8 protein-coding genes are annotated in these 13,735 nt (G+C 73.1%); 4 read left to right on the forward strand and 4 right to left on the reverse strand.

Annotated elements, in window-relative coordinates; all coding sequences use genetic code 11:
- Positions 1–195 precede the first annotated feature (195 nt).
- The gene (locus ACIF6L_RS23505; RefSeq protein WP_396486686.1) at positions 196–7,425 is read left to right on the forward strand and encodes an RHS repeat domain-containing protein; all 7,230 of its coding nucleotides are present in this window, start codon (positions 196–198) and stop codon (positions 7,423–7,425) included.
- Between the two features lie 21 nt (positions 7,426–7,446).
- Positions 7,447–7,803, forward strand: a complete 357-nt coding sequence (locus ACIF6L_RS23510; protein WP_359833838.1) for a hypothetical protein — start codon at positions 7,447–7,449, stop codon at positions 7,801–7,803.
- A 107-nt stretch (positions 7,804–7,910) separates the two neighbouring features.
- Here ACIF6L_RS23510 and ACIF6L_RS23515 read toward each other — a convergent pair whose 3' ends face one another.
- The 3 genes from ACIF6L_RS23515 to ACIF6L_RS23525 form a co-directional block, all read right to left on the reverse strand.
- Positions 7,911–8,570, reverse strand: a complete 660-nt coding sequence (locus tag ACIF6L_RS23515; protein ID WP_359833837.1) for a vitamin K epoxide reductase family protein — start codon at positions 8,568–8,570, stop codon at positions 7,911–7,913.
- Positions 8,571–8,634: 64 nt separating this feature from the next.
- The gene (locus tag ACIF6L_RS23520) at positions 8,635–9,462 is read right to left on the reverse strand and encodes a thioredoxin domain-containing protein (protein ID WP_329486501.1); all 828 of its coding nucleotides are present in this window, start codon (positions 9,460–9,462) and stop codon (positions 8,635–8,637) included.
- A gap of 214 nt (positions 9,463–9,676) precedes the next feature.
- A complete protein-coding gene (locus ACIF6L_RS23525; protein WP_359809691.1) occupies positions 9,677–10,354 on the reverse strand; it encodes a hypothetical protein in 678 nt (225 codons plus the stop codon).
- 523 nt (positions 10,355–10,877) lie between these two features.
- Here ACIF6L_RS23525 and ACIF6L_RS23530 point away from each other — a divergent pair.
- Both ACIF6L_RS23530 and ACIF6L_RS23535 read left to right on the forward strand, forming a co-directional pair.
- Positions 10,878–11,273, forward strand: a complete 396-nt coding sequence (locus ACIF6L_RS23530) for a hypothetical protein (protein WP_396486685.1) — start codon at positions 10,878–10,880, stop codon at positions 11,271–11,273.
- Positions 11,270–11,656: a hypothetical protein gene (locus ACIF6L_RS23535; protein ID WP_329486498.1), complete on the forward strand. Its 387-nt coding sequence runs from the start codon at positions 11,270–11,272 to the stop codon at positions 11,654–11,656. Before ACIF6L_RS23530 ends, ACIF6L_RS23535 begins: the two co-directional genes overlap by 4 nt.
- Before the next feature lie 590 nt (positions 11,657–12,246).
- On the opposite strand, the gene ACIF6L_RS23540 is transcribed toward ACIF6L_RS23535, so the two are convergent.
- The gene (locus tag ACIF6L_RS23540; protein ID WP_329486496.1) at positions 12,247–13,650 is read right to left on the reverse strand and encodes an MFS transporter; all 1,404 of its coding nucleotides are present in this window, start codon (positions 13,648–13,650) and stop codon (positions 12,247–12,249) included.
- Between the last annotated feature and the right edge of the window lie 85 nt (positions 13,651–13,735).

The raw sequence follows: 13,735 nt of genomic DNA on the forward strand, positions 1-13,735 counted from the left end.
GCCGGGGAAGGGTATTGCCGGTGATGCGTGTGTGGCAATACGGTTCGCCCTGGCCAGGGGCGGGATCGCGTGATGGTGCATCAGCCCCGGGGCCGTCCAAAACTGTTAATAGGGGGATGATTCACGATGCGCGCGAAAGTGCGATGGTCTCGTGCTGCCCGGGGGAGGGGATGGGCGAGGCGGGGGACGGTCGCGATGGCGACGGTTGCCGCGTTCTCGCTGGCGACGCCGCTGGCGGTGGCCACCGACGTCCTCGTAGGCCCCTACCGCTACACCGGCGAGATATGGTCGGCCGACCCGCTCCCCCAGCAACCGAAGGTGCCCGGGGGGCCGGTGGGCGCGGCGCGCCCCGCCCTGAAGCCGGCCGTTCCGAAGGGCGCCCGGGAGCTCCGGACGCACACCCCGGAGGCGGCCCGCTGGCCCGGCGGCTCCACCGCCACCGTCGACCTCGGCGGTTCGCCGGCCACCGGGCGCCTGAAGGCGGGCGGTACCCCGGTCTCGGTGTCCGCCGTCCCGACCTCGGCGCTCGGCCCGCGGTCCGGGCGCCTGATCGCCCCGGTCGCCCCGGTCGCGCCGCTCTCCTCGGTCGAGGTCCGGCTGGCCGACCGGAGCGGCGCCAAGGCCGCCGGCGTCGACGGGCTCCTGGTCGGACTGGCCCGCGGTGACGGCAGGCCGGGGGTGGGCGGCGTCTCGGTGTCGCTCGACTACAGCTCCATCGAGCAGGCGTACGGCGGCGGTTGGGCCTCCCGGCTGCGGCTGGTCGCGCTGCCGGGCTGTGCACTGACGACGCCGCAGCGCGCGGAGTGCCGCCGGCAGACGCCGATCGAGTTCACCAACGACCCGCGGGCCCGGACGCTGTCGGGTACGGTCGCGGTCGCCTCCGACGTGCGGACCGGTACGAGCGGCTTCGCCGCCGCGTCGTCGGCCGCGCGCTCGGCCGGCGCCACCATGGCGGTCGCGGCGGTCGCCGGCTCCGGCGGCTCGCAGGGCGACTACGGGGCGACCTCGCTGTCCGCCTCGGGTGCCTGGACGGCCTCCGCCTCCGGCGCGTTCACCTACGCCTACCCGATCACCGTGCCGCCGTCGCTCGGCGGCGCCGCGCCCGCGGTCACCCTCGCCTACGACTCGCAGTCGGTGGACGGCGAGACCTCGGCCCGCAACTCGCAGTCCTCGTGGATCGGTGACGGCTGGGGCTACAGCCCGGGCTTCATCGAGCGCTCCTACAAGGCGTGCAAGGACCAGGGCATCGAGGACTCCGGGGACGAGTGCTGGGGCGGCTGGAACGCCACGATCTCGCTCGGCTCGCACACCGGCGAGCTGCTCCGGGACCCCTCGGGCGGCTACCGGCTGCAGAACGACGACGGCACGAGGATCGAGCGGCTGACCGGGGCCACCAACGGCCTCTGGCAGGGTGAGTACTTCAAGGTCACCACCACCGACGGCACCGCGTACTACCTGGGCCTGAACCACGCGCCGGGCACCACGTCGGACACGGCGACCAACAGCGCCTGGGGCGTGCCGGTCTACCACCCGAAGGCGGAGGACCCGTGCCACGACTCCGCCGACGGCAATGACTCGCGGTGCGACCAGCCGGTCGGCTACCGGTTCAACCTCGACTTCGCCGTGGACCCGCACGGCAACGTCCAGCGCTACGACTGGTCGACCGAGTCCAACTACTACAACATGGGCTACGGCCAGGTCGCCAAGGACGACAAGGGCGGCACCCTCACCCAGTACACCCGGGGCGGCCGCCTCACCCAGATCTCCTACGGCTACCAGCTGACGGACGCGCAGGCCGGCCGCGAGCCCGCCGCCAAGGTCGTGTTCAACGCGGCGCAGCGCTGCACGACCTCCGACAGCGTCTGCACCCTCGACAACCTGTCGCGGGACACCGCGACCAACTGGCCGGACACACCGTACGACCTGACCTGCCTCGCCACCGACAAGAACAAGGTCGAGGACGACGACACCGACGGGGTCTGCCTCACCGGCGGACCGACCTTCTGGTCGACCTTCCGGCTGAAGTCGGTGGACACCAAGGTCCGTACCGGCTCCGGCTGGCAGGACGTCGACAGCTTCGAGCTGAAGCAGGTCTTCTCCGACGCCGGCGGCACCTACGACCCGGTCACCGGCAAGACCCAGGACCCGACGAACGCCGGCGCGCTGCAGTCCGTGATGTGGCTCTCCGAGATCGTCCACACCGGCCGGGACACCTCCGCCGGCGGCGGTGGCCCGCTCACCCTCGACCCGGTCACCTTCACCGGCATCGAGATGGACAACCGGGTCGACGGCCTCTCTCCGGCCGCCCCGCCGCTGTTCCACCCGCGCGTCTCCAGCATCCAGACCGAGACCGGCGAATCCGTCGCGGTCACCTACCGGGCGCCGGAGTGCTCGCGCGAGAAGAACACCATGCCGGCCTCGGCCGACGCCAACACCATGGCCTGCTACCCGGTCTGGTGGACGACGCCCGGCGGGAAGGACCCGATCGAGGACTGGTTCCACAAGACCCTGGTCGCCCAGGTCACCGACAGCGACCGGACCAAGGCCGGCTCGCCGGCCAAGGTGACCAACTACGCCTACAGCGACGGCGCCGCCTGGCACCGTGACGATTCCGACCTGACCGACGACCAGCACCGCACCTGGAACCAGTTCCGGGGCTACCGCACCGTCACCACCACCACCGGCGCCGCGCCGGACCCGATCACCCAGAGCGTCGTCTCCTACCTCCAGGGCATGGACGGCGACTACAAGGCGGACGGGACCAGGCGCACCGCCAAGGTGCGGAACTCGCTCAACGAGGAGATCACCGACAACCCCTGGTCGGCCGGTGCCCCCTACGAGACGCAGACCTTCACCAAGGCCGGCGGCAGCGTCGTCGCCAAGACGCTGGCCGACCCGCCGACGGTCGCCGAGACCGCCAGTGCCGCCCGGACGGCCTGGACCTCGGAGGACCCCGCACCCGCGAAGCTGTCCACGCTCCCCGACCTGAAGGCCCACCAGGTCCGTTCGACCTCGGCCCGTTCGCTGGGCCTGCTGTCCGACGGCTCGTGGCGGACCGTGCAGACCGTGACCACCATGGACGACCTCGGCCGGGTCCACCAGGTCGACGAGAAGGGCGACCTGGCGGCCTCGGGGCAGCAGACCTGCACCACCACCGGCTACGCCCCGGCGCCCGCCGCCAATCCGATGATGCTGATCTACCCGAGCGAGGTCCTCACCGTCGCCGGGCCGTGCGGCACCACACCCGGCGGGACCACCACGCTCTACGGCAAGCGCTTCTTCTACGACGGCGCCGCCGGAGTGCCGGACCCGGCCGCCTACGGCGTGCTCGGCCGCAACGGCAGCTCGCTCGGGCTGGTGACCGGCACCCAGTCCATCAAGTCGTACACCGCCCCCGGGCAGCCGTCCTACCAGTCGCTCGGCGGGCTGGAGTACGACAAGTACGGCCGCGTCACCAAGACGGTGGACGCGGTGGGTGCCGCGACCACGACCGCCTACCTCCCGGCCGACGGGGTCCTCCCGGACTCGCTGTCGACCAGGAACCCGTTGGGCTGGGTGGCCACCAGCACGATCTCGGTGGCGCGCGGCGCCGTCACGCACGCCGTCGACGTCAACGGCCGGATCACCGATGTCGAGTTCGACGCGCTCGGCCGCCGCACCAAGGTGTGGACGCCGGGCCGCAGCAAGGCGACCCAGAGCCCCGACCGCAAGTTCGGCTACGACGTGCACGGGGCCGGCGACAAGCCGGACCCCTCCGCCGTCACCACCGAGACCCTGCGCGAGAACGGCTCGTACAACAAGTCCGTCACCTACTACGACGGGCTGCTGAGGCCGCGGCAGAGCCAGACCACGACCGCGGACAACTCCGCCGGGCGCCTCGTGTCGTCGAGCTTCTACGACTCGCACGGCTGGGCCGTCTCCAACATCGCCCCCTACACCGACGCCGCGCACGAGGCGGGCACCGGCATGTGGGCGGAGACCAACAACACCGGCCCGTCGGTGACCAGGACCGCCTACGACGGACAGGGCAGGCCGGTCTCGGTCCAGCAGGTCTCGTTCGCCAGCACCCTGTGGCAGTCCGGCACGTCCTACCCGGGTGCCGACCGCGTCGACACCACGGTCGGTGCGGCGCGCACGACGACCTACACCGACGGCCTCGGCCGCACCACCTCGACCGTCGTGCACGACGACACTCCCGACCGGAAGCTGACCGCCGGCACGGTGATCGCCTCGGGCACGTCGGTGGTGTCCAAGAGCGTCCGGCTGGCGATGCGGGCGGACGGGAACCTGGTGCTGACCGGGCTCGCCGACGGCCGGACGCTCTGGTCCTCGGGCACGTCCGGCAACCCGGGCGCCGTGGCGGTCATGCAGGCCGACGGCGACTTCGTGGTCCAGAACGCGACCAGGACGGCGCGGCTCTGGAGGAGCGGCACGACCGGTGCCACCGGCGCCTACCTCATGGTCCGGGGCGACGGCGTGGTCGCGGTGTCCAACGCGTCCAACGCGGTCGTCTGGTCCACCGGGCCCGCCGGCGCCGTCGGCAGCGCCGACGTCACCACCAGCTACACCTTCGACGCCAGGGGCGACGTCGCGTCGGTCAAGGACACCGCCGGCAACGTCTGGAGCTACACCTACGACCTGCGCGGTCAGCTGGTGTCGCAGACCGACCCCGACAGCGGCACCTCGGTCAAGGAGTACGACGACCTCGGCCGGCTCGCCAGGGCGCGGGACGGCCGGGGCCAGTGGCTGTCGTACGTCTACGACGGCATGGGCCGCACCACCGCGAAGTACGCGGGGACCAGCACCACCGACCAGACGAAGCTGCTCGCCGAGTGGAGCTTCGACGCCAAGGCCAAGGGCTACCCCGACGCCACGACGCGGTACGTCAACGGCCGCGCCGGCGACGCCTACGTCACCCGGATCGACGGGTACACGACCGCGTACCAGCCGACCGGCAGCACGGTGACCGTCCCGGTGGGCGAGGGCAAGCTCGCCGGCACGTACACCACGGCCGCGAGCTACACCGACACCGTCGGCCTGCTCGGCTCGACGACCTTCGGGGCCGCCGGCGGTCTGGCCGAGGAGACCGTCGGCTTCGGCTACAACCTCCAGGGCGGCCTGGTCTCCATGGGCTCGCCGACCACCCCCTACGTCAACACCACCAGCTACAGCCCGCTCGGCCAGGTCCTGCAGACCACCATCGGCACCCCGACCAAGCAGCTGCGCACCGCGCAGACCTACGACCAGGTCACCGGCCGGCTGGCCACCAACCGGGTCACCCTGCAGAACAACACCGTCAACCCGATCTCCGACACCACCTACGGCTACGACCAGGTGGGCAACCTCACCACCGTCTCCGAGACCCAGTCCTCGGGCGGTGCCGACCGGGTCACCGACACCCAGTGCTTCAGCTACGACGCACTGCGCCGGCTGACCACCGCCTGGACCGACACGAAGGGGATCACCAGCCCGACGGCCGGGCAGCTCGCCGCCTGCAAGACCAGTACGCCCGGTCCCTCGACCATCGGCGGCCCGGCCCCGTACTGGACCGACTGGCAGTACGACCTGCTCGGTGACCGCACGCTCCAGGTCAAGCACGACGTGACCGGCAACGCGGCCAAGGACACCACGCAGTCCAGCAGCTACCCGGTGGCCGGCGCGACGCCGGCCACCCGGCCGAACGCGGCGACCGGGATCGTCACCTCGAACCCGACGACCGGCACCAGCACGCTCACCCCGACGTACGACAACGCGGGCAACACCACCAGGCGGGTCGGCACCGGAGCGGCGCCGCTCGACCAGGTCATCAGCTACGACGCCGAGGGCGCGACCTCCGGCATCACCACCGACGGGAAGGAGACCACCTACCTCTACGACGCCGACGGCGCGCTGCTCCTGCAGCGCGGGCCCACCAGCACCACGCTCTACCTGTTCGGCGGCACGGAGCAGCTCACCCTCGACAAGGCCACCAAGGCCGTCAGCGCCCTGCGGTACTACAGCTGCCCCGACGGCACGACCATCGTCCGGGCGAGCAACGGCACCATCAGCTACCAGCCGACCAATCCGCAGGGCACCGCCCAGCTCCAGGTCGACGCCAAGACGCTGGCGATCACCCGCCGGGCCTACGACCCGTACGGCAACCAGCGCGGTCCCGCCCCGGCCTCCTGGGCGGACAACCACGGCTTCCTGGGCAAGCCGGCCGATCCGACGACCGGCCTGGACCTCCTCGGCGCCCGCCAGTACGACCCGGTGCTCGGCCGCTTCCTGTCGGTGGACCCGGTCTTCGAGGCCGGCGATCCCAACCAGATGGGCGGCTACACCTACGCCGCGAACAACCCGGTCTCGGGCAGCGACCCGACCGGTCTGTGGTGGAGCCTCGACGACGTCGGGGGCTTCTTCACCGGCGTCGGCGACTCCGTCGTCGGCGACCCGTGGCAGTGGAGCGTCAACACCCTCTCGGACGGGTGGAACGCCGCCGCGGACTGCTACAACGGGGACAACGAGGTCTTCAACGAGATCTTCGACTACGAGAACGACACCCCGTACAAGCTGGGCCACACCGGTTACGTCGACGACGACCCGCTGGCCGAGCTGTTCGACACCGACTCCAGCTCCACCGCCTACGTCGCCGGTCAGTGGACCGGCACCATCGGCTCGCTGGCCATCGACGGCGTCGGCCTCGTCAAGGGCACCATCTGGGGCTTCAAGAGCGCCAAGGCCATCAAGCTCGCGATGTCGGAGGGCGACGGCTTCATCAGCGCGGTCCGGAAGTTCGTGGACGGCGACCTGCCGACCACGACCGCCCCGCAGGCGGAACCCGCGCCCACCACACCGAAGACGGAGGGCCCCAGCAACCCGAAGTCGGGCACCGGCAAGGAGCCCGGCGAACCCGGCGGCGGGGGCAAGGCCGACAAGGCGCCCGAGGGCGGGAAGGGCTCCGGCGACGGCGGCGGCGGGGAGCCCGCCGCGACCGGAGACACGCCCACCGGCACCGGCGGCACGCCGGGCGGAGGCGGCACCTCCGCCGCCGCGACCGGCGGGGGGTCCGAGGCGGCGGCCCGGACCGGCGTCAGCATCAAGTCGGTGCGCATCGCCCTCGGCCGGGCCGGGATGAGCGTCAAGGGGTACGACATCGTCCACGTCCCGAAGATCGAGCACCCCAACTCCGTCGCCCTCGGCAGCAGCCCCTTCACCGGGAAGGGCAACGGGAACGCGCTGCGGGTCGCCGTCGTCGGGCCGAACAAGCTCCCGCTGATCGAGATCAGTACGGAGGGGCTGCGGGACATGGAGACGGCCCTCAGGACGATCCTCCACGAGCTCTACCATCACAAGAACGGCCACCTGCCCGACATGGAGGCCCAGGCCGAGGCCTACGCGGACAAGCGCTACGCCGAGTACCTCCGCCGGACGAAGGGGAGGAAGTAGGAGAGCAGTGGGAGCACCGGAATGAAGTCCTACATCGACAGTGAGATCCGTCAGCTGGCGACCCAGCCGAACTTCGTCGACGACCAGTCGGAGAAGGAGTGCCCGGTCTGCCGGAAGGTCGCGGTGCGCAGCTACGTCTACGAGGGCAGCAGGGCGGGCCGCCCGGTGCTGTTCTGGCGGACGTGGTGCCACGCGTGCCGCCGGATGTGCAGCTCCGTCGGCGCCAAGCCGAAGAAGCTCGCGTTCGACGACCCGTTCGCCCGGATGACCGCGGACGAGCGGCGCGTGGTCTCCGCCGATTCCGACGGCTTCTTCGAGCGCCTCGACCAGCTGTGGCGCAAGGGGACGCTTCCCCAGCGGTTCCACCGCGCCTCCTGAGCGCGGGCCCCCGTCCGGGGGCCGGTACCCGACGTCGGCCTCCAGGACCCCCCACGGGTCCTGGAGGCCGACGTCGTTCTCGGGGCGGGGGCGTTCTCCGGGGGGCGTCAGAGCAGGGTGCTCCAGTAGGACCAGAACCGGTTGAGGACCAGCAGGGCGATCACCGCGGCCCACAGCGCCGGCAGGGCCCAGTGGTAGCGGGCGGCCTCGCGGACCACCGGTCGCAGCCGGGGGCCGACGGGTACCACCCCGGAGCGCAGGTTGTGCAGGGTGGTGTACCAGCAGAGCGGCACCACCGTGGCCCAGACCACCACGCAGTACGGGCAGAGCGCGCCGATGTCGTACAGCGCCTGGTCGATCAGCCAGTGCACGAAGACCACGCCGGCCAGGGTGCCGGCCTGCAGGGCCAGCCAGAACCAGCGCCGGTAGGCGGCGCCGGCCAGCAGCCCGGCGCCGACCGCGGCGACGGCACCGAAGGCGGCCAGGCCGAGCAGCGGGTTCGGGAAGCCGAAGACCTCCGCCTGCTCGGTGCGCATCACCGACCCGCAGCTGATCACCGGGTTGATGTTGCAACTGGGGACGTAGGACGGGTTCTCCAGGATGCGGAGCTTGTCGAAGGTCAGGACGGCCGAGGCGGCGAGGCCGAGGAGTCCGCCGAGGAACACGAACAGGGCGAACGCCCGGCCGGCGCCGATCGGCGTGCCGTGCGGCGGGGAGGAGGCGGCGGAGCGGGAGCGGGGCGGGTTCACGGCAGTCGGGGCGGTCATCGCGGAGCACTCCGGTGGGTGTGAAGGGCCGGCCCGGCCGGGTGGTCGGCCGGGCCGGTGGTGCTCACTGCAAGCCCGCGGCCTGCTTCACCTGGGCGGTGAACTGCTCCGGCGTGGTGGCGCGGTTCCCGCTGAACAGGGTGATCGGCTTGCCGTCCAGCTTGACCGTCGGCGTGCCCGTCACCCCGCTGTCGTTGAAGGCGTCCGCGACCTTCTTCGCCCACGGGGCGTAGGTGCGGTCGGTCACCGCCTTGACGAAGGCGTCCGTCTTCAGACCGGGCACCTGGCCGGCCAGGTCCAGCAGGTGGTTGACGTCGCCGAAGCCGTCCTCGCGCTCGTCGGGCTGGTTGGCGTACAGCACGTCGTGGAACTGCTTGAACTTGTCGACGCCCTCGTTGAGCGCCGCGCCGACGGCGGCGAGCGCGGTGCGCGAGCCCTTGCCGCCGAGGTTCTTGTCGAGGAACGCCGCCAGGTGGTACTCCACCCTGACGGTGCCGTCGTCCGCCAGCTTCCTGACGGTGTCGCCGTTGGTCGCCTCGAAGCTCTTGCAGACCGGGCAGCGGAAGTCCTCGAACACCTGGAGGGTGTGGGCGGCGTCCGGCTTGCCGTACACGATCACGGTGCCGTCGGGGCCGGTGGTGTTGGCCGGGACGACCAGCGCGGTCGGGTCGGCGGCGGCGGACGCGCTGGACGGGTCGTCGCCGCCGGCCGCGTTGATCGCCAGCGCGGTACCGCCGGCCAGGGCGAGGACGGCGACGATCGAGACGCCGACGACGATCCGCTGCCGGCGCTTGGCGGCGGCGCGCTCGCGCAGCTGCGCCTCCTGGATCCGCTCGCGGGCGCTGACGCGCTGGGACTGCTTACGGGCGGGCTGTTCGGTGGGCTGGGCCATGGTGGGTCAACTCCTGGACACGGCGCGCGACATGCGCTTCCTGGGTGGCCGCCTCGGCGCGGCACGGAAGGCCGCGGGCACGAGGGGGCCGGGTCGGTGGGCTCGGGAGTCGGCGCGCTGCCTGCGGGCGCCGGGCGGTGGCCCGGGGCCGGCCCGGCCGGCGGGGGCCGCGGGCCGGGAGCCCTACGGACCGGCGTGAAGCCGGACGGGGGTGTCAGCAGGCAGGCGCGAAGGCCGGCGGACCGCGTCGCGGCGCCGGGCTGAGCACCACGGCCTCGCGGAGCGGCCGGGGGCGGTCCGAGACCGGCAGCGGCACCCGCCGCACCGGCCGCAGCGGTACCGGCGCCAGCAGCAGGAGCAGCGCCCGCAGCGGGGCCGCGACCGCGTGGCGCAGGGCGCGCAGCGCACGGGCCAGACCGGACAGGGCGGCGTCGCCCAGCCGCAGCCAGACGGCGGCGGCCAGCGCGACCAGCAGATGGGCCAGCAGGACCAGTAGCTGGGTGGCGGCGGGCGCGACCGGCCCGGTGTGCCCCAGGGGCCCCGAGAACAGCGAGCCGTCCACCGAACCGCCGCCGCAGACCAGCAGGTTCATCCCGCGGGCGGGGGCGTGTCCGGCGCCCAGGACCGGGCCGCAGCCGGCCTGGCCCAGGTTGAAGGTGGTGTTGAGCAGCAGCTCGACCGGGACCAGCACAGCGGAGATGTGCAGCAGCCGCCGCTCCTGGCCGGCCAGCGCGGTCGCGACCAGGAAGACGACGACGGTCGCGGCGGCGACCAGGGCGAGCGGCAGCGGACGACCGGTGATGACGACCTGGCCCAGCGCGGACAGCGGCACGGCGAGCGCGGTGAACACCGCGGCCCGCAGGGCCCTGGTCGCAGGGGTGGAAGTCGTCATGCCCCGGAGTATGCCACGACGCTTACACGCCGCACGAGGGTGCGTCGGCGGGTGAGCGGTGACCGGCGAACAGATGGCCCGTCATCGGTCGTTCGTTTGCGGTACGGGGGTGGTGGGTTCACCGGTGGGATGGGTTTGGGCGCCGGAGCCGGGGTGAGCGGGCGTCAGGGGCTGCCGCCGGAGGGGGCGGCGCTCCGACAATCGGGCGATGGACCACGCCACCGGCGCGGCGCACCCGCGTCCGCCCGCCGCCGCGGAGGCGCACCCTCCGGTGCAGGGGCCGCCCCGGCCGTCGGCGCCGGCCCCTTCCGCCCTCGTGCCCGCTCCGCTGCCCTGGCCTCCTTCGCTCCCTTCGCCCCCTTCGCCGCCATCGTTCTGGCCTCCGGTGCTTCCCGTGCCGCCCGTGCCGCCGGTGCCGCCCGAGCCGCCGGTGCCGCCGTTCAGCCACCTGCCGCCGATCCACTGTCCGGGACCGGGGCACCCGCCTTCGCCCGCGCCGTCGGCTCCGGGATCCGCCCAGCCCGTGCCGCCGGTCCCGATGTCGGCCACCCCGGTGTCGGCCGCCCCGACGCCGCCCGCCCCGACCCGGTCCGCCGTGCCCGGACCGGCGGCCGCGGAGACCGCCGCCGCGCGGCACCCGGCGGTCGCCCCGGCGACCGTGGCCACCGTCACCCCGACCCCGCGGCCGGTTCCCGCCCCGGCTCCCGCCCCGCCTCCCGCTCCGGTCCTCGCCCCGCCCCCGAGCCCGTCCGCGACGGTCGCGGTCGTCGCCGCGCCCCCGCCCCCGGCCGGCGGGCTCGCGCCGCCCGCCCTCGAACCGACCGTCTGGGCCACCGTCATGATCCTCGCCGTGCTGGTCCCGGCCGCGCTGGCCGCGGTCCTCGGCCACCACCCCCCGACCTCCAGGAGCCGCAGGTGAACCCTGGCCCCCTGCTCAGCGCCGTCGCGGCCGTGACGGTCGCGATGACCGCACTCGCCGTCGCCCACCGGCTGCGCCCCGCCCTCCCCGAGGGCGAGGATCCGCCCGAGCCGCACCCCGCCCTGGCCAGCATCGGCTCCGGGCTGCTCTCGGGGTTCATCCTGCTCACCGGCTTCCTGGTGGCCACCGGCTGGGCCGCCCGCTCCACCGGGGTGGTCCCGCCCGGCGGCCTCTACATCGCCGACCTGGCCGCGGGCACCGCCGTCCTGCTCTTCCCCTCGCTGTCCGGGCTGCCCTTCACCGCGCGGCACGCCACCGCGGTCTGCTTCTTCGCCGCGCTCGTCGGCTACACGATGTCGCTGGCGGTCCAACTGAGGCCCTGAGTCCGGTTCGGCCGGTTCCCGCCCCCGGCGGGCCCGGGCCCCGTGCCCGTCCGGGGGCAGCGGGCCAGCCTAGAAGGCGTCCCGCCGCCCCGACGTGAGGGGGTGAACGCGCATGGCCGCACACGACACCACCGCGGGTGCGGTGGTGCTCCACCGGATCGGGGTGCAGGCCGCGGTGCTCGCCGGGCTGGACGGCGCCGTCCGGGCGGCCGGGCCGGACGCGGTGGTGGCCGCGGCGGCGCTCCGGGAGCGGGCGGCCGGGTCCGGCGACGTGTTCGGGTACGGCGTGCTGTACGGGCCGGAGTTGGCGGCCGCGGAGGCGGCGCGCGCGGCGCTCCGCCCAGCGGGTGGGCGGTGTGGGCGCGGGCGTCCGGCCGGGAGCCGGCGCGGTTCGGCTGACGGGCCGCTAGGTAGCGGGTGCTCGACCGGGTTCCCGCTCACCGACCGGGCAACCGCCCTTGACCGGGTTCCCGTCGCCGTCCGGGCAACCGCCCTTGACCGGGTCCCCCCACCGACCGGTCGACCGTCCGGTCGGGGCCGGAGCGTCCGGCGCGGCGGTCACCGGAGCTCCGGCCCGCCGCGCCGGTCGGTCACTTCTGACGGTTGGTCAACTGCGCCATCAGGGTGAGGACGGCGAAGCCGAGGATGACCGCGAGGCCGGGGTAGAACATCGACAGCTCGGTGCCGGGCATGATGACCGCGGTCACGACGGCGAGGCCGAAGGCGCCGCCGACCTGCAGCGAACTGTTGAGCAGCCCGGCGGCGAGCCCCTGCTCCTCGTCCGCGACGCCGTTGGTGCCCGCGACCATGAGCGTCGCGATGCTGAGCGCGAAGCCCACGCCCCACAGCACGGAGGCGGGCAACAGCACGCGCCAGAGGTCGGGTTCGGGGCCGATGAAGAGCATCAGCAGGTAGCAGGGGAGGAAGGCGACCAGCCCGACCATCAGGATCTTGGTCACGCCGAACCGCTCCATCAGCGCGCCGAGCTTGGGGCCGATGATGACCACCATGAGGCCGGCCGGCAGCAGGACCAGGGCCATCTGCCACGGCCGCCAGCCCTGGAGGTCCTGGAGGTAGAGGGCGAGCAGGAACTGGAAGCCCATCGCGCCGCCGTACAGCAGGGCGATGCTGACGTTGGCGCTCACCAGGCTGCGGTTGCGGAAGATGGCGAGCCGGATCAGCGGCTCCTTCACACTGCGCTCGATCACCAGGAAGGCGGCCAACAGGGCGGCGGACAGGGCGAATCCGCCGATCGTCCGCACCGAGCCCCAGCCGGCCTCGGCGGCGGAGACCACGGTGAAGACCAGCAGGAGGGTGCCGGCGAGCAGGGTCGCGGCGCCGCCGATGTCGAGTCGCGGCCGTTCGGTGCGCGGCGGGTCCGGCGGCAGGAAGCGCAGGGCGCCGATCAGCAGCAGCACGGAGAGCGGGATCGGCAGGATGAAGATGGACCGCCAGCTCAGGCCCGCGAGCAGGCCGCCGACCAGCAGGCCGGAGGAGTAGCCGGACGCCTCGAAGACGTTGAAGATGCCGAACGCCTTGTTGCGCTGGGGCCCTTCGGGGAACGTCGTGGTCAGCAGCGACATCGCGGCCGGGGCGGCGAAGCCCGCCGCCATGCCCTTGACGAAGCGCGAGACGATCAGCAGGACCGAGCTGTCGGCGAGCGCGCCGAACAGCGAGACGACCGCGAACGCGGCCATCGCGATCACCAGCACCCGGCGCCGGCCGAACAGGTCGGCGACCCGCCCGCCCAGCAGCAGGAAGCTGCCGAAGGCCAGGATGTAGGCGCCGACCAGCCACTGGGCGGTGGCCGCGGTCATCCCGAGTTCGTTCTGGATCTCGGGGATGGTCACCACGATCATCGAGATGTCGAGCCCGTCGAGCAGGATCACGCCGCTGAAGATCAGCAGCGACACCCATAACCGTGCCGACCAGCGCAGGGAGTCCTGCTGGACCTCCGGTGCTGCCGTCTCGGACGGCGCCTCGGGTGCTGCCAAGGCGTCGCCTCCCGTCCGGTGTTCACTCGGAGCCGAGCTGCCTGACATGGGCACATCCCTCCCACTAGAATGATCTTGAGCGCGC

It is taken from the genome of Kitasatospora sp. NPDC086009, from assembly GCF_044540385.1.
Lineage (GTDB): Bacteria > Actinomycetota > Actinomycetes > Streptomycetales > Streptomycetaceae > Kitasatospora.

Bases quoted from the DNA above. Each gene is read 5' to 3' on its own strand.
- ACIF6L_RS23515 (WP_359833837.1), bottom strand. From the start codon at position 8,570: ATGACCGCCCCGACTGCCGTGAACCCGCCCCGCTCCCGCTCCGCCGCC.
- ACIF6L_RS23525 (WP_359809691.1), bottom strand. From the start codon at position 10,354: ATGACGACTTCCACCCCTGCGACCAGGGCCCTGCGGGCCGCGGTGTTC.
- ACIF6L_RS23510 (WP_359833838.1), top strand. From the start codon at position 7,447: ATGAAGTCCTACATCGACAGTGAGATCCGTCAGCTGGCGACCCAGCCG.
- ACIF6L_RS23520 (WP_329486501.1), bottom strand. From the start codon at position 9,462: ATGGCCCAGCCCACCGAACAGCCCGCCCGTAAGCAGTCCCAGCGCGTC.
- ACIF6L_RS23505 (WP_396486686.1), top strand. From the start codon at position 196: ATGGCGACGGTTGCCGCGTTCTCGCTGGCGACGCCGCTGGCGGTGGCC.